Raw genomic sequence first — 16,987 nt, forward strand, 5'->3', positions numbered from 1 at the left:
GGCCAAGGAAGAATCCCGGCTGCTGCCGGGTCGATTCATAGTAGCAGGAAGGTCACGCGGCGGGTGGGCGGGCCGTGCTGCGCTGCGGTAGCATCGTTGTCTTTTCGCAGCCTGGCGGCGCGGAGTTTCTCGAGGAGGAATGAGGATGGGAGTGCGTACCGATTTCGCCGATGGGCTGGCGCGTTGCAGCTGGCTGGATAGCTCGCCGGGCTACATGGCCTATCACGACAAGGAATGGGGCATGCCGGTCGACCAGGATCAGGCGCTGTTCGAGCAACTGTGCCTGGAGGGCTTTCAGTCGGGCCTGAGCTGGCGCACCATCCTCAACAAGCGCGAGGGCTTTCGCGCCGGCTTCGACCATTTCGAGATCGACCGCGTCGCGCGCTTCGATGCGGCGCGGGTCGAGACCCTGGTGCAGGACGCCGGCATCGTGCGGCACCGGGGCAAGATCGAGTCGGTCATCAACAACGCAAGGCGGGCCCAGGCATTGCGCGACGAAGCCGGTTCGCTGGCGGCGTTCTTCTGGCGCTACGAGGCGCCGGCCAAGCCCGAGGGCGCGCCGCTGGTCGTGCAGGCGTCCAGCGCGGAATCGACGGCCTTGTCCAAGGCCTTGAAGAAGCGCGGATGGTCGTTCGTCGGCCCCACCACCGTATACGCCTTCATGCAGTCGGTGGGCATGGTCAACGACCACGATCCGGGCTGCCATCACCACGGGCCGTGCGAGCATGCGCGCCGCGTGTTCAAGCGGCCCGCCTGATCTGCTCTTAGGCCGCCGCGCCACGCTTGGACACGAGAGCGTGCCCGGTTCTTGCGTTTTGTATCCATTGCGCGCAATGGGGTTCCGCCTGGCCTCCGGCGGCGTTACGCTGGCATGAAAGCAGGGCCGGATGATCGCCATCGGGTCAAAGGACGGGGCCGCATGACACGCAGAAAGAAAGTTCTCCTGGGCGTCCTGGCGACCCTCGCCGTGGTGGTGGTCGCATTCGTCATCATCGTGGCGACGCTGGACTGGAACCGGTTCAAACCCACCATCAACGCCAAGGTGTCCGATGCCATCGGCCGCCCGTTCGCCATCAACGGCGATCTGTCGGTCGCCTGGCGCCGCGAGCCCGATGAAACCGGTTGGCGCCGCTGGGTGCCTTGGCCGCGCGTCACCGCCAATGACCTGACCGTCGGCAATACCGAATGGGCGCGCAAGCCCGTCATGGCCAACCTGCAGCGGGTCGAGTTCAGTCTCTCGCCCGTGCCGTTGATCGCGCGTCAGGTGGTGATACGGCACGTGCAACTGACCGGCCCGACCGCCGACCTGCAACGCCTGGAGGATGGCCGCGCCAACTGGGTGTTCACGATGCCCGAGACGGGCGAACCGTCCCCCTGGTCGATCGACGTGGATCAGATCGGATTCGACAAGGGCGTCATCGGGTACGCCGATGCCAAGCTGAAGGCCGACGTCACGGTGCAGATCGATCCATTGGGCAAGCCGATTCCGTTTGCCGAACTGGCGGGCAAGGAGCCTCAAGGGAAAGGCGAGCCGGGCAAGGGTGATGCGTCCAAGGCGGAGGCTGGCAAGGCAGAGCAGGCCAAGGCAGACTCCTCCAAATCCGAGGGCCAGAAAACCGCCCAGGCCAAGTCCGATCAACAGGCGTCGGGCAAGACGGCTGGCGATGATCAGGACAAGGATGAAACCGCCGACGGCACGCCCGACGACGCCAACGCCCAGTCGCTGGACCAGGCCCAGCGCGCCGGCGAGGTCCCGCGCCGTCCCCCGCGCGACTACGTCTTCGCCTGGCAGGCCGAGGGCAAGTACAAGGATCTGCCCGTGAAGGGCGAGGGCAAGGTGGGCGGCCTGCTGGCGCTGCGCAATGCCGACGAGCCGTTCCCGGTGCAGGCTGACGTCTCGGTGGGCCGGACCCGCGCCTCGGCCGTGGGCACGCTGACCGACCCGTTGCACCTGGGCGCGCTGAACCTGCAGATGTCGCTGTCGGGTTCTTCCATGGCGAATCTGTATCCATTGGTGGGCATTACGTTGCCCGACACGCCGCCCTATGCCACCAAAGGCCGCCTGATCGCCAGCTTGCAGAATCCCGCGGGTCCGGTGTTCGAATACCGGCACTTCGACGGCACCGTCGGCAAGAGCGACCTGAGTGGCACCTTGCGTTTCACCATGCAGGCGCCGCGTCCGAAGTTGGTGGGCAGGTTGCGGTCCGACCAATTGCGCATGGACGACCTGGGCCCGCTGATCGGCGTCAAGCCCGACACCGGGGGCGCCAAGGCGGCCGAGGCCAAGACCGAGAAGGTCGCGGACAAGCCTGCCTCGGGCAAAGTGCTGCCCACCCAGGAATTCCGTACCGAGCGCTGGCGCGTCATGGACGCCGACGTGCATTTCTCCGGCAAGCGCATCATCCACGGCAGCAAGCTGCCTTTGTCCGACCTGTATACCCACGTGGTGATGGACGAGGGCCGGCTGCTGATGGATCCGATCCGTTTCGGCATCGCTGGCGGCGGCATCGGCGGCACCGTGCAGCTGGATGGTTCGCAGGCGCCGATGCAGGGCCGCGTGAAGCTGCGCGCACGCAGCCTGAAGCTCAAGCAACTGTTCCCCTCGGTCGAGTCCATGCAGACGGCGCTGGGCCAGATGAACGGCGAGGTGGCGCTGGCCGGGCGCGGCAATTCCGTGGCGGCGCTATTGGCGACCGGCGACGGCGAGGTGCGCATGCTGGTCAACGACGGCGTCATCAGCCGCAGCCTGATGGAGATCGCCGGGCTGAACGTGGGCAACTACGTGGTGAGCAAGCTGTTCGGCGACGACGAGGTGCACATCAACTGCACCGCGGCAGACATGGGGATCCAGGATGGGTTGATGAAGACGCGGGCGTTCGTCATCGATACCGACAACGCGGTGGTGACCATCGACGGCACGGTGAACTTCAAGAACGAAGGCCTGGATCTGGACATCTCGCCCGAGAGCAAGGGATTCCGGATTTTTTCGTTGCGGTCGCCGTTGTATGTGCGCGGGACGTTCGGCAATCCCCAGGCGGGGGTGCATACCGGGCCGTTGCTGGCGCGCGGCGCGGGGATGGTGGCGCTGGGCGTGGTGTTGACGCCAGCCGCGGGGTTGCTGGCGCTGGTGGCGCCCAGTGCGGAAGAGCCGGACAGCCAGTGCGCGGCGTTGCTGCAGGAGGCCCGCAAGCCGACGAAGGCGCCGGCACATGTGCCGGCTCGCAGGCGGTGAGGCACTGGTCGGGGAAGAGAGGCGTGGCTTTGCGCCCTTATGGGATCTGTGGCACAAAGATGACGATTTGTTTGGACAGATCCCAAAAAGCATGTATACTCTCGCTTCTTGACTGATCGCACGCATTTAACGGTGTGACGCAGCAATGGGTTGTTAGCTCAGTTGGTAGAGCAGCGGACTCTTAATCCGTAGGTCGAGTGTTCGAGCCACTCACAACCCACCAGAATTCACTTGTATATCAAGTACCTACGCCGCTCTAGCCAGCGGCGTTTTTACTTTCGCATCCGAGTTTGACCAAAACTTGACCGTGTTCGCGTGGGCCGCCATGTGACTCGGCGCGAGATGGGCGTACTTCTGCGCCATCTCGATGGTTTCCCACCCCCCACTCCTTCAGTACCAGCAACGGTGTACTGAATCGCCTCGGGTTTTGCGGAGGCTTCCTCTCTTGAGAGAATGTGAGCCATGAGCAAGAACAACGCGAACAAGTTTTCCCCGGAAGTGCGCGAGCGCGCAGTGCGCTTGGTGCAGGATTCTCGCAGCTAGTATCCATCGCTGTGGGTAGCGGCCGAGTCGATCGCGCCCAAGATTGGCTGCTTGGCGCAGACTCTGCTGACCTGGGTCAAGCGGCATGAAGTCGATAGCGGGCAGCGCGAAGGCGTTACCACCAGCGAGCGCGAGCGGATCAAGGAGCTGGAGCGGGGGGAGAGCCGCGAACTGCGGCGGGCCAACGACATTCTGCGTACAGCCAGCGCTTTTTTTCGCGCAGGCGGAGCTCGACCGCAAGCTGAAGTCGTAAACACCCACATCGATCGGCACCGGGAGGTCTACGGGGTCGAGCCGATCTGCAAGGTGTTGCAGGTTGCCCCGTCGGCCTATCGGCGCCACGCCGCGCGGCTACGCGATCCGTCCCGGCGCAGCGATCATGCCCGGCGTGACGAACATCTGAAGCCGCATGTCCATCGGGTCTGGCAGGAGAACCATCGCGTGTACGGTGCTGACAAGGTCTGGCGGCAACTGAACCGCGAAGGCATGGCGGTTGTCCGCTGCACGGTCGAGCGCTTGATACGCGCCGGGGTCTGCAAGGCGTGCGGCGTGGCAAGCGGCTGTGCACCACCGTCGCCGACGATGCTGCCGTGCGGCCGCTGGATCGCGTCAACCGGCAGTTCCGGGCGGATCGGCCGAATCCGCTCTGGGTCTCGGACTTCACCTACGTCTCGACCTGGCAGGGCTGCTGTACGTGGCCTTCGTCATCGACGTCTACGCCCGGCGCATCGTCGGCTGGCGCGTGAGCAAGTCCATGACGACGGACTTCGCGCTCGATGCGCTGGAGCAGGCGTTATATGACCGTCAGCCCGGCAATGACGGTTCTCTGACCCATCACTCCGACAGGGGATCGCAATACGTCAGAATCCGCTATAGCGAACGGCTGGCCGAGGCCGGCATCAAGCCCTCGGTCGGTAGCCGTGGCGACAGCTACGACAAAGCCTTGGCCGAGACGATCAACGGTCTGTACAAAGCCGAACTGATCCACCGTCGTGCGCCCTGGAAAAGCCGCGAATCCGTCGAACTGGCCACCCTGGAGTGGGTCGCCTGGTCCAACCATAAACGCCTGCACTCATCGATCGGCTATATTCCGCCAGCGGAGGCTGAGGAAAATTACTACAACCAACTCGGCAAACACGCCGACGAGGTCGTTTTACTTTAACCAAACCGCCTCCGCGATTCTCGGGGCGATTCATACTCCACAGGCCGACGACCAAGCTGAGGGCTAAGGGCTGGTGCACTGGCCTGGGCTGAGGTCTGTGCGACCGACTCGCTAATCGCTGTCACGTGTAAAAATTAATCTCCTTTTTTCAATGAAATTGTGGTGAGATGCCGCATTTCCAAGACAAATCGGAGTCTTAATTGTCGTTTCGCATCCAAGACCCAACGGACCCAGACAGCGAGTATTTCATTGATGCGCTAATTGACGCATGCGAAGGGGCTCATGCCGGTGGTGGTGCATTTGCGTTCCTATCTGCAGGTGGCGTCCGCTTGTTTCTCAAGGACTCGACCTTCGGAGAATTCTTGGGCCGTGGCCGTTTTGAACTAATCGTCGGTGTTGATGCCATCACAGACGGCAAGGCCGTCGATGAACTAACCGAAGTCGCAACTAGTCTTCCAGGCTTGGGGGCGCGCGTCTTGGTGCCGACGTATCCAAGGTCAATTTTCCATCCCAAGTTCGCCTGGTTCGACCGGGGCAACGGTGGCTGGCTACTGACTGGTTCTGGCAATCTAACGGCTGGTGGATTGCGTTGGAATATCGAAGCGTTCTCGGTTCAGGAGCTTGATGCAGATCAAATGGCCGCAACGCGAGCTCTCTGGGACGCGTTTCTCCAACGAACGGCTGACTGTCAATTTGACCCGGCCGACCCTAGGGTCGTAGCTCTCCTTGAGCGCAATACGTTGCGTCGGAAAGCCATGTACGAAGCAGGCATCGAACATCCAGGTGAGGTTGAAGAGGATGTCATTGATGATGGACAGGCTGGCGAGGGTGAGAAGGTAGTCGGTGGTGGCCAGCAGCCGCAGCCGAGCGACGAAGTTCCTCCTATCGAGGATGAAACTCTTGTCTTGATTGCGGAGATTCCGAATGGAGGTGACCGTTGGGAGCAGGCCAATTTCAGTAAAAAGATGTTTATTGATTTCTTCGGTGCCTCGACAACTCAACGACGGAAGGCATACTTTTTCCACGTTCGCCCTGATGGGACATTGGGAGAACAAGAAGTACGGCAGGCGGTTGTGGTCAAAAGCCGGAACTTTCGGTTCGAGTTAGATGCCGCAAAGGGACTCGAATATCCCGTCGGCGGACGCCCCATCGGTATATTCGCACGAATTGCGGTGAGAACTTTCCTCTATATGCTGCTACTACCCGGATTCGAAGGGTATGAACAGATAACGCAACTGCTGGATTCGCGCGGGGAGGGGGTTCCAAGAAAAATGCGACGTATAACCTTTGGCGCTGCCGAAGTAAAGGCCGCATGGCCTACCTCTCCAATATGGCGCCGACTTACCATTTGAGGCGGCAAATGAGCAACACCTCCGACTCGTCGGGCTTGCCAAAGTTGAGGCTGGTGTGGTTTAGCTTACTATGAGCCACCCCTGTGACGCTTTCCAGCTCAACGCTCTTGTAATACTGCCGAGCCATTTCGACCAATGTGTCAATTTGCATTAGCCGCGGGTGCGCACCTGTCTCGAACGGAGAGTACGAAACCACCAAGTTGGCTGAGCTTTGAGAGGTTAAGCGAAATAGCTGGAGAAAAGCCTCTTGCGACTGGCTCTTTATGCAAAACGGAGACTGGTGCCGCTGCTCTCGGTAAAGACCACGGCTTAGCTCGCTGCTGGCTGTTCCGGGATTACGAGCAATCGCCGGATTGTCGCGTAAGGCCAAAGTTTCCAGTACGTGATAAAAACGGCTGTAATGGTCCCGTGTATACGGTGGGTCCGCGTACACAACAGAATAACTTCCTGCAAGTTCCTTGAGCACATCGCGATAGTCGGCCCGTACCGCCTTGTGTGTGGAGCCAGGGACGGCCGCCCGGGCGTACCGGTCAAGCCACCCCATGTAGACTCGTCGGACGTCCTGGCGCCTGTCCCTCTCAATCTTCGCGAGCAGATGGCGTTTTATGACCCCTTCTTTATTTCGAGGTCGAATCGGCTGTGCGAACTGCTTGCCGACAGTGTTCACTACATCGCTAGCGGTGCTGAGAAGCGCAGCCATGAGTATGTCCCTAAATTCGCTAGGGAATTCAGCTGCCGTAGCTGCAAGGAAATCGAGTTCAAGTGCTTGCGCATACGAAAAGTAAGCTCCCCCGAAGTAACGGAATCCTGTCATCAGCGACGAGCCATAAAGGTTGTCGTTCGACAGGCGACGAACGACCTCTTCAAGGGCGGCACTCAGTGCTTTATCGGCGCTCGGCGCACGTCCACGCTCGGCTGCGAGAACTGAGCCACCCTCGAGAATTGCGCAGATTGGCTCGCCATTACCACCAGCGGCGTCTGTCAGCGCCTGATGTTCGAAAGCCAGAAGTGGTTCAGCAGCAAACCGCAACCTTTCAAGTAACGGCGCGCCTGTGGATGCCTCACGCTCGAAAGCAGTGACGATGTCTATAGTTGACGCTGGCTTGCAAAGCAGGGCGTTGCAAAGGACCCGCGAGTACTCCTGGATGTCAGCTGCAATGACGGTGCGATGGGACGCTAAAGCGAGAGCGGTTGTACCTGAGCCCGCGAAAAGGTCTAGCACGGGACCTCGACTAGCATCGACGCTATCGAGCGCGTCAGCTATCGAGGGTGCGAGGCGCAGCTTGCTGCCCAAGTAGTGGATTGGCCGGAACAGTCCGCTGAGTGCGGACGTGCTTAATTGGTCCGTTGCGGTCACGTGGGCCAAGTCGAGTGGAAGGGGCAGAGCGTCGCCAGAAGCCACAGTCTAGGTTACCATCGCAAAACCGTTGATGATAGCGCACATGATGGACGAACTGAACTTACACACAGAAATGGCACGAGAGGCGGCACGGCCGGCTTTAGAGGTCAGCAGCGTCAGGCCCGTGTTTGCTCGCTTGGGTCCAGTCAAGAAGCTATCTTACGGACCATCGAATACAGGAAATTTTTTGGTGCATGGTGAGAACGTCTCCGTCATGAAGAGCATGAACGCTTGGCTTAGCGGCCGGGTGAAGTGTGCCTATCTCGACCCACCTTATCGGACCGGTGAGCGCTTTACGCACTATGACGATGATGCCACGCACGAGGAGTGGCTTCGCGATGTGACGGCTCGCGTCCGCCATGTGTGGGAATTGTTGGCCGAGGATGGGAGCGTCTGGATTTCCATCGATGACCGAGAGGTTCATTATCTGAAAGTCGCGCTCGACCGAGTCGTTGGCCGTGAAAATTTCATAACGACTATCATCTGGCAGCAGCGTACGACTCGAGAAAACCGAAAGGTATTCTCAAACAACCATGAATACTTGTTGGTCTACGCGAAGAATCCGCGCAGATTCAGCCGGACCCGTAATGGCTTGGCGTTGACGGACGATATTCGGGGGCGTTACGTGAATCACGATAATGACCCAAGAGGGTTGTGGCAGTCGGTTTCAGCGAACGTGCAGGCAGGGCACGCTGTCGCGTCCCAGTTCTATACTATTACTGCGCCAAACGGCCGAAAGCATGTACCACCCAATGGCCGCTGCTGGGTGTACAACCAGTGCCGGATGGAATTGGAGATCGCGCAAGGTAACGTCTGGTTCGGAAAAGATGGAAATGGGGTGCCGCGGCTCAAAAAGTTCCTGAGTAGCGGGGGCAGAGGCGTAACGCCTGAAACCCTATGGTTCGCAGACGACGTTGGCACCAATGACCATGCTAAAAAGCATATTCATGCTATGTTCCCTGGGGACCCGCCTTTCGACACTCCGAAGCCCGAAGCCTTAATTTTGAGGGTCCTGCATATTGGGAGTGACCCTGGCGATTTAGTTTTTGACCCGTACTTGGGTTCTGGAACGACGAGTGCCGTAGCAATGAAGATTGGCCGACGTTTCGTTGGTATCGAATCCGGTGAGCACGCCGCGAGCATCGCGGCTGCGCGGATGAAGATGGTTATCGACGGCGAGTGTGGTGGAATTTCGAAAGACGTTGACTGGCAAGGCGGAGGCGGTTTCGACTTTTTGCGATACAGGTAATGGCGGGCCGACTTAATTTGCCACCCGTTTGGAATAGCCACCGGCTATGCGGCGTCTGACAGCCAAATCGCATTCAATGCGGCGACGGAGCACTCCAGTTGAGGTACTTGAGCAGGACCGTTTAGCTGGTACGCAACTCATCAATGCCGTAATACTGACGGGCAACGCCGCGGACTGTTAGGTTGGAGTAGTAGGGCCGGAGGTGAATCGGCTCGGTTTGTGATTGACGACGCAACCTCATTGTAACGGTAGCATCGCTGACCTCCGACAACCGAAAAATTCTTCTTGAGTTTCGAATTTCAACATTTCGCGCTGCTCCTATGTAGGATGGCGGGGGGAGTGTTTAACCAAAGCTTGACCAAGGAAAGCAGAAATCGACCGAAAAAGACTCAAAGCGCAGTTGCCCACTGGATGGCTGCCGCTGAAATTCATTGATAGACTGCACTTTCGCCTTTATTTGGGTGCGAGACTCTTAATCCGTAGGTCGAGTGTTCGAGCCAATCACAACCCACCAGAATTCTCTAGTATCAAGCGCTTAGCCCACCGGCAACGTTGGGCTTTTTGCGTTCTGGGAATTTCGACCGCACTTCGGTGCTCTGACGGACTCTGGCAGCGCTCTTCGAACACTGTTGCACAATAATTTCCGCCTCCATTTGCTGGTAATTCGGCGAAACGTGAGCAGGCGTGCGAGGCGGACCAGCGGCGTCCGTGCGCGCGGCGCGCCAGGCACCGCTTCAGCGGAAACGTCAGTAGCGTTTATCTGGCCGGCAACATCCGGCGCAACGCGGCGAAGAACAGGTCGGACTGCATCCGTTCTCCCTTGATCTGTGCTGCCGTGCGCCGCGCCAGCGCCATGTCCGCGATGGGCCGCAGCGCACTGCCGGCGGAAGCCGCCAGGACCTGCTGCCGCGCCGCGCGTTCCAGGAAATAGAGGTCGTCGTAGGCATGAGCCAACGACTCGCCGGCAACGATCACACCGTGGTTGCCCAGGAAGGCGACGTCCTTGTCCCGCATGGGGCGATGCGCTCGCCTTCACTGTGGTCCAGGGCCAGCCCATTGTAGGTACGGTCGACCGCGATGCGGTCCATGAAGCGCAGGGCATTCTGGCTCAGCAGGGGATCGATGGCGCCAGCCTCGGTCAGCGTCAGGCAACTGGCGTAGGGCATGTGGGTGTGCAGCACGACCTTGTGGCCGGCTATCCGGTGCACCGCTGCATGAATGAACAGGGCGGAGGGTTCGACGTCGTGCCGGCCTTCCAGCACGGCGCCGTCCGCGTCCACCAGCAGGATGTCGTCGGCCTGGATCTCGCTCCAGTGCAGGCCGCGCGGATTGAGCAGGAACCGGCTGTCGTCCACCGCCACGCTGAAGTGATTGCAGACGCCCTCCGAAAAATCGTGGAAGGCGGCGGCGCGCAGCGCCAGCGCCAGGTCGTCGCGCAGTGCATGCGTGGTGGGGTCCAGGGGCTTTGAGGGCGTTTTCATATCGAGGTGTCCTGGCTTGCGTGAAAGTGCGCTCGCCGCAGGGCAGGGCGCGGGAAGGTGATCGACACCCACGTGGCGGATGGACCGGCGCCCGATCCGCGCAGCGGCATGTCCGGGGCCCGATATCTGTCAAAAAATTGGGGTGCCGTATTGCCGGCTCTTCATGACGGCCCGGTTAACCGTGGAGAATTGACACGATTTAAAACCTATAAAAATAAGTTTATGCCCACTACTTTTTTGATGTTTGTGTAATGAGTGTAATTCTTTGCCCCCCACGCTCCCCGTGCCACTGGTAAACCCTGATTCATCTTCACAGCAATAAAAATCTTTAGAAAGAATATTGCCTGTCTTTGCGCCTAGGATTCGTTCGCCGAGGTCCTGGCAGCCCAACGGTTGGATGGCGTTGCGCCGTCCAAAAATTTTTTGGGCGACATGCTGGAGGCCGGGCGGATTCCCGCACATGAAATTGTTTCTGGTTGTATGCGGCGATCCTCCTCTCGCGCCTGCGGGCACGACGACAAAGCAGTGAGGTACCAGTGGTGAAGCACAACGCAGTTTCCGGCCCGAAGCAAACGGGCCTATCCGTAGCCGGGGCGCTTTGCGAGCGTCTCGATGCCATCGGTCTGGACGTCGACCAACGACGTATAGCGCGCCTGAAACAGGTGACGATTGGACGGGCCATCTCGAGCCCGATGTACGCAAGCCGAAGCTAGCCGGCCCCCGAAGACTCGGGCGCCTGGCGGCGCTCGGACACTGTCCGATCTCCGTTACTGAACTCTCCGGGTTCAGCCCGTCAATCCACCTTATCTAGGACTCTGAATGGCTGATTTCACGATCGCTCCGATTGGCACTTGCCGCATCCATAACCCGCTGCGCGAAGCGGTTTCGCGCTTCCCGATCAAGCTGGAGCTCGGGCGCAACTATGGATTCGTCCACACCAGCTCCGAGGCCCTGCAGCAGGTGCGTTTCATGTACGACCAGTGCGAGATTCCCGCCGACGTACAGCGCCTGGTGTTCCGCCCCTCGAATGGCGGCAAGGCCCGCAACGCCGCGCACAAGCCGGCGAGCCTCTACGTGGTCGAAGTTTCGTCGCGCAAGCTGCTGACCATCGACGGCTACCCCATCCAATCCAATTACCTGATGCGCCACTTCAGCGAGTTCTTCGCCGACCGCGCGCGCGCCAGGACGTTCTGGTCGATGTCCACCGCCGACAAACTGGCAGAGCGTCGCGCGCTGCTGAATCAGGATCCGGTGTTCAAGAGCCTGTCCGCGCAAGACCAGGACCTGTTGGCGCGCATCGTCAAGCGCGATCTCTCGGATGACGAGATCGCCAACGAAATGCGGCAGCTCGTCGAACTGCTGGGCAAGGACAAGGTGGTGTTCGTCACGCACGTCAACGCCCTGGCCGAGGACAATGCGCCCATCGAGTCCCGCCAGCACCTGATCGCCACCGTGGCCGATGCCGCGCAGCGCCTGGGCGTGCCGTGCTACGACCCGACGCCGCTGATGAGCAGGATCGGCCAGGCCGAGGCCATGGAAGAGGGCGGACTCGACCTGACGCATTACACGGCGCTGTTCTCGGATCGGCTGGGCGCCGAGTGGTTCAAGACTTACGTGCGTCCGAAGATCAGCACCTCGGTGCCGCAGCCCGTGGCCGCCAAACTGTCCGGCGACGAAACCGCCGAGAGCATCGAGAGGATCTGGGAGGCGGGCGAGCTGCGCGATGCCTCGCAGCGTGCGCGCGCCGTCCTGCGCCGCCATCCGGGCCTGCCCGAGCACGTCGTGCTGCTGGCGCGCATGCAGTCGGAACTGGGCGCCTACGAAGAAGCGATCGCGATGCTGGAAGGCGCCGGCGGCGTCGTGGCGTCCGGCAGCAAGGCCGAGCAGATCCTGATGCGCAGCCAGTTCAAGCTGGGCCGCTATGACGTGGCCTACTCGCTGTCGGCCGGCCTGCTGGGCGACGAGAAAGAGACGCCGGAAATCGTGCGCGTGGCGGCCATCTCCGCCGCGCAGCTCGGCTACGCCGACGAGGCCCTTGGCAACTGGAAGCAGCTGTTCCGCATTCCGTCCACCGATCCGGCCTGGGCGCACGAAGCCGCCGACACGGTGCTGGCCATGCTGCAGGCCAGCGGCGACATGCAGGCGGTGCTGCGCTGGGTGGACGAGGTGCGCGCCTCGTTGCCGTCGCATGGCCGCAGTTTCGCCGTGCTGTGGCGTGACCGCCTGATCGCGGGCGACCGCGGCGCGCTGCGCGCCCTGGCCGCAGAATCCCCCATGCTGGCCGATGCCGAGGCGCTGGAGCTGGTGCAGGAAGCCTCGTGGCGCGGTTGCCTGGTCGCGGCCGCGGCGCTGGCCGTGTCGTGCAACCTGCTCAAGAGCGAGCAGGAAGAGATCCGCGGATGGCTGCAGGCGCAGTCGGCGGCCTGGGCCGAGGAAGGCGCCCGTGCGATGGAGGAGAACCGCTTGCGCGATGCCGCCGAGCGTATCTGCGCGCACCGCAAGCTCGATCCGGATGCGCTGGCCGGGGCCCGCGCGCAGCGGGCCTTCGAGCGCGCGATGCGGGTGGCCGTGCGCGCCGCGCTGGTGGCGGGCAACCACAAGGAAGTCATCGAACTGACGGACATCGCCCTGGACGCGCAGGTCGATTTCCCCGACCTGGACGCCATGCGTGGCCGCGCCGCGGACGCGCTGGGCGATACCAAGACCGCGATGCGTCACCTGGGGCGCGCCGTCTCCGACGATGCCGCCCAGTTCAGCACCCGCCTGTACTTTGCCCGCGTGGCCTTCAACGGCGGCTGGTTCGGCGAAGCCATCGATGCCTACACCGCGGTGCGCGACCACGCATCGGCCGACCAGAGCGCACGGGAAGAAGCCGAGCGCCAACTGGGCCGCCTGGGCGCCCGGTCGATCCGCGCGGCACGCCAGTTCCTGTCCGAAGGCAACTACGACGCCGCATGGCAACTGCTCGATCGCATCGAGCAATCGTGGCCGCAGATGCAGGAAGTCGCGCACGAGAAGCGCCGCGTTCTTGCCGTGCTGTATGCCGAAGTCCGCGCCCTGGACCCGGCCAGCACCAGCGAGCGCCTTGCCGTGGGCGAGAAGATCCTGCAGCTCGCGCCGACCGATCTCATCGGCCTGCGCACCGCGGCCGTCGGCGCGATGCGGCTGCATCTGTTCGAGAAGGCCCTGCCCTACTGGCAACAGTTGCGCCAACAGTCGGACAACCCAGAACAGTTCGACCACTACATCCATCGTTGCCAGGTCTGGATCGAGAAGGCCAATCGCAGGAGAGCGGCATGACGACGCATCTACAGGATACGGCGCACGAAGTGGATGAGGCCTCCAACCTCGAATGGGTCCAGGCCCAACTGGAGGAGATCGTCGCCGCATCGGGCCGGGTGCTGCTTGCGCAGGAGAACCTGCCGCGCGCCCAGGCGCTGGCCGCGGATCACCTGCAGGACCCGAAGGTGCGCTTTCTCTTGCTGCGCCTGAAGGAGACGGCTGGCCAGAACGAGGGCATGGCCGAGCAGTGGTCGGAACTGTTGCGCCAGTGCCCGGGCGACCTGCAGATCGTGCGCTACTGCGCGACCCGGCTGGTCAAGGACCGCAACCTGGACGATGCGCTGGCGCTGATCGACCGGCACATTCCGAAGACGACGCGCAAGCCGGACAGGCTGTTCGCGCGCGCCAAGCTGCTGGGCGACATCCGTGCGTATGAGCAGTCCGATGCGCTGTTCCGCCGCCTGATCGCGCGCCATGACGACCGCAACGTGCGCATCGAGTTCGCCAAGCGCCTGCGCAAGCGCGGCCTGCTGCTGGATGCGCACGAGGCGATCGCACCGGTGGCCGATCAACTGGCGCCGGGCAGCAAGGCGGCCGACCTGGCCGCCGCGCTGGCCGAGGACCATGCGTTTTTCCGCAGCTTCGAGTCGGAAGAGGAGCTGGCCGGCAAGGACATCAAGATCGTCTCGATGAAGCATGCGATCCTGCATTTCAAGGATCGCGAGATCGACGAAAAGGCGCCCGAGAATCCCGTCTCGATCGCGTTGGTCACCGGCAGCCTGGGGCCCGGCGGCGCCGAGCGCCAACTGACGCGCCTGGCCGGTGAGCTGCATCGCATGGCGTCGTCCGCCGACCAGCGGCCGTCCTTCATGCACGTGCGCCCCGAGAAGGTCGAGGTGCTGGTCAAGCAGCACACCGACACTTCGGGCGCCAAGAAGCAGGGCCTGGATTTCTTCCTGCCCATCCTGACCAAGGCGCAGATCCCGGTCACCGAGATCAATGGCCTGCCGGCGATCTCGGCCTCGCACCAGCCAGCCGAAGATCCTCATCTGGCCCGCCTGCTGGAGCAGTTGCCGCCACCGGTGCACTATGGCGTGACGCGCCTGACGCCGATGCTGCGCGAGAATGCGTTCGACGTGGTGAGCCTCTGGCAGGACGGCACGTGCCTGTTCGGCGCGCTGGCCGCGCTGCTGGCCGGCGTGCCCACGATTCACCTGGTGTTCCGCGGCCTGCCGCCGAACATCCGCAAGGACCGTTTCCGCGAAGAGTACCCGGTGCTGTACCAGGCGCTGGCGCAGGTGCCGGGCGTGCACTTCGTCAGCAACAGCCACACGGCCGCGGTGGAATACGCGAAGTGGCTCGACATCCCGATCGAGCGCTTCCACATTCTCTACAACGGGGTGCCCGAGCTGAACACCGAGCCTTCCGAAGAGGATGAGCGAAAGTGGGAGGCCTTCAATGCCAGCACGGCCGACGCCACGGAAACCATTGGCGGCGTCTTCCGCCTGGAGCCCGACAAGCGGCCGCAGCTCTGGATCAAGCTCGCCGCGCAGTATCTGAAACGGCGTCCCCTGGCGCGCTTCTTCATCGTGGGCGATGGGCGGTTGCAGGACAACATGACGGCGCTGGCGCAGGAGCTGGGCGTGATGGACCGCTTCCTGTTCGTGGGCCTGTCCAAGCACGTGGGCTATTGGTACTCGCAGATGGACGTCAAGGTGCTGCTGTCCCGCTTCGAGGGCCTGCCGAACGTGCTGATCGAGGCGCAGCAGCTGGGCGTGCCGGTGGTCTCGACCCCGGCGGGCGGCGCGGGCGAATGCTTCGTGAAGAACGTGACGGGCCATCTGCTGGACAGCCTGGAGCATCCGGATCTGACCGAAGCGTGCGACAAGGTCGAGTCCATCGTGGACATGGCGCGCGGCAACGACGTGTTGAAACAGCACAGCCGCCAGCGGGCCCGAGACCTGTTCTCGCTCAACGCCATGCTCGACAAGTTCCTGAGCCTGTGCGTGACCGTGCTGGGGGGCTCCGAGCAGGAAGAGGAGTTCATCGGCCTGCGGCCCATGCGCGCTTGATGGGGGCCTGAAGTTCGGGCGATCCACGATCCTGGAAAAAATGGATTCTATGCAAAAGAACGTTACGGCCTTCGGCCAGCAACGCAAGGCGGCACTGCTTCTGGCAGTGCTCGCCACGCTTACCGTGACGGGGTGTACGTTGCCCCGCTCCGGTCCCATGATGGGCGACCTGACGGGCGCGCACGACGACAAGGATGTCGTGCTGATGTCGGTGTCGCCCGAACTCGTTCAGGCGAGCCGCATGCCGGCGGTCGAGAATTTTCCGGCGCACTACCGCGACCTGACGCAGGCGGGCTTCGATCGCCTGGTGCCCGGCGACGGCATCAACGTCAAGGTCTGGGAGCGCGATGGCCTGGGGGTCTTCGCCGCCGACGCCACCGGTGTCAGCGACCTGGGCATCCACGAGATCGACCCCAAGGGCATGCTCTACCTGCCCATCCTGGGCCGCTTCAAGGCCGCGGACCTGACGTTGGCGCAACTGCATGACGCCCTGGTGGCGCGCCTGAGCAAGCTGGTGGTCGCGTCGGACGTGACGGTGACGCGCGCCGGCGAACGCGGGCAGATGGTGACGGTGCAGGGCAACCTGACCAAGCCCGGCATGTATCCCATCACGCAGACGTCGCAACGGCTGAGCAGTGCGCTGGCGATGGCCGCGCCGGTGCAGACCAATCCCGAGCAGCTCGTGATCTCGCTGCGCCGCGACAACAAGGTGGCGTCGGTGCGCCTGGCCGATATCTACAACAACCAGGACAACGACGTCCTGCTGCGCGCGGGGGACGTCATCACCGCGCACGAGGCGAAGGAGTACCTGACGGTGCTGGGCGCCGCCGGCAACCAGGGGCGCGTGTCCATCAGCAAGCGCAACTACACGGTGCTGGATGCCCTGGCGGACGCCAAGGGCCTGGACGACGCCACGGCGGATCCCCGTTCGGTATTCCTGTTCACGCCCGCCAAGGCCGGCGTGAACGGCAAGCCGGACACCGTGCCGGTCGTCTACCAGTTCGACCTGACGCGTCCCGAGCAGGTGGCGATGGCCCGCCAGTTCGCGGTGCGCGAAGGGGAAGCGATCTACATTTCCGATGCGACGTTCACCCAGGTGCAGAAGGTTCTGTCCGCATTCCGCTTCAGCATGAGCGCGGGCTTCAGCGCCACTCGGGCCATCGACAGCGGCTCTGGCGGCGGCAGCCAGGTCATAAACCAACAATAGCGTGCCGG

The 16,987-nt window shown here is 62.4% G+C and carries 8 protein-coding genes, 1 tRNA gene, 3 pseudogenes and 1 other annotated feature; of the genes and pseudogenes, 9 read left to right on the forward strand and 3 right to left on the reverse strand.

The genetic code is table 11. The features are described from left to right. Positions 1-145: 145 nt before the first annotated feature. The 3 genes from A7W11_RS02765 to A7W11_RS02775 all read left to right on the forward strand — a co-directional run bounded on the left by A7W11_RS02765 (position 146) and on the right by A7W11_RS02775 (position 3,455). Positions 146-757 carry a DNA-3-methyladenine glycosylase I gene (locus A7W11_RS02765; RefSeq protein ID WP_066407577.1) on the forward strand — a complete coding sequence of 204 codons (612 nt, stop codon included), beginning with the start codon at positions 146-148 and terminating at the stop codon, positions 755-757. A gap of 162 nt (positions 758-919) precedes the next feature. Further along, positions 920-3,232 carry an AsmA family protein gene (locus A7W11_RS02770; protein ID WP_066407579.1) on the forward strand — a complete coding sequence of 771 codons (2,313 nt, stop codon included), beginning with the start codon at positions 920-922 and terminating at the stop codon, positions 3,230-3,232. 147 nt (positions 3,233-3,379) lie between these two features. Further along, positions 3,380-3,455, forward strand: a tRNA-Lys gene (locus tag A7W11_RS02775). A 23-nt stretch (positions 3,456-3,478) separates the two neighbouring features. On the opposite strand, the pseudogene A7W11_RS28960 reads toward A7W11_RS02775, so the two are convergent. Next, a pseudogene (locus A7W11_RS28960) lies at positions 3,479-3,641 on the reverse strand (tyrosine-type recombinase/integrase); the annotation flags it as partial. Between the two features lie 53 nt (positions 3,642-3,694). On the opposite strand from A7W11_RS28960, the pseudogene A7W11_RS02785 reads away from it, so the two are divergent. Continuing rightward, a pseudogene (locus tag A7W11_RS02785) lies at positions 3,695-4,937 on the forward strand (IS3 family transposase). Continuing rightward, positions 3,982-4,099: a sequence feature (AL1L pseudoknot), on the forward strand. Its footprint overlaps the pseudogene before it by 118 nt. Positions 4,938-5,137: 200 nt before the next feature. Then, the gene (locus tag A7W11_RS27865; RefSeq protein ID WP_156522977.1) at positions 5,138-6,289 is read left to right on the forward strand and encodes a phospholipase D family protein; all 1,152 of its coding nucleotides are present in this window, start codon (positions 5,138-5,140) and stop codon (positions 6,287-6,289) included. Here A7W11_RS27865 and A7W11_RS27240 read toward each other — a convergent pair. Continuing rightward, a complete protein-coding gene (locus A7W11_RS27240) occupies positions 6,279-7,691 on the reverse strand; it encodes a DNA adenine methylase (RefSeq protein WP_082887048.1) in 1,413 nt (470 codons plus the stop codon). The genes A7W11_RS27865 and A7W11_RS27240 overlap by 11 nt on opposite strands. A gap of 40 nt (positions 7,692-7,731) precedes the next feature. On the opposite strand from A7W11_RS27240, the gene A7W11_RS02795 reads away from it, so the two are divergent. Continuing rightward, positions 7,732-8,937, forward strand: coding sequence for a site-specific DNA-methyltransferase (locus A7W11_RS02795; RefSeq protein WP_218188566.1), 1,206 nt, complete (start codon positions 7,732-7,734; stop codon positions 8,935-8,937). A 756-nt stretch (positions 8,938-9,693) separates the two neighbouring features. Here the strand turns inward: A7W11_RS02795 and A7W11_RS02800 are convergent. Next, positions 9,694-10,418 (reverse strand): annotated as a pseudogene (locus tag A7W11_RS02800) (aldolase). 819 nt (positions 10,419-11,237) lie between these two features. On the opposite strand from A7W11_RS02800, the gene A7W11_RS02805 reads away from it, so the two are divergent. Genes A7W11_RS02805 through A7W11_RS02815 form a run of 3 tightly spaced genes read left to right on the forward strand, consistent with a single transcriptional unit; the run spans position 11,238 to position 16,979 of the window. Then, the gene (locus tag A7W11_RS02805) at positions 11,238-13,718 is read left to right on the forward strand and encodes a hypothetical protein (RefSeq protein WP_066407582.1); all 2,481 of its coding nucleotides are present in this window, start codon (positions 11,238-11,240) and stop codon (positions 13,716-13,718) included. Beyond that, positions 13,715-15,772, forward strand: coding sequence for a glycosyltransferase (locus tag A7W11_RS02810; protein ID WP_066407585.1), 2,058 nt, complete (start codon positions 13,715-13,717; stop codon positions 15,770-15,772). Before A7W11_RS02805 ends, A7W11_RS02810 begins: the two co-directional genes overlap by 4 nt. Before the next feature lie 49 nt (positions 15,773-15,821). Then, positions 15,822-16,979, forward strand: a complete 1,158-nt coding sequence (locus tag A7W11_RS02815; protein ID WP_066407594.1) for a polysaccharide biosynthesis/export family protein — start codon at positions 15,822-15,824, stop codon at positions 16,977-16,979. Positions 16,980-16,987 lie beyond the last annotated feature (8 nt).

Origin of the sequence: Bordetella ansorpii (genome assembly GCF_900078315.1) — a bacterium.
GTDB classification, from domain to species: domain Bacteria; phylum Pseudomonadota; class Gammaproteobacteria; order Burkholderiales; family Burkholderiaceae_B; genus Bordetella; species Bordetella ansorpii.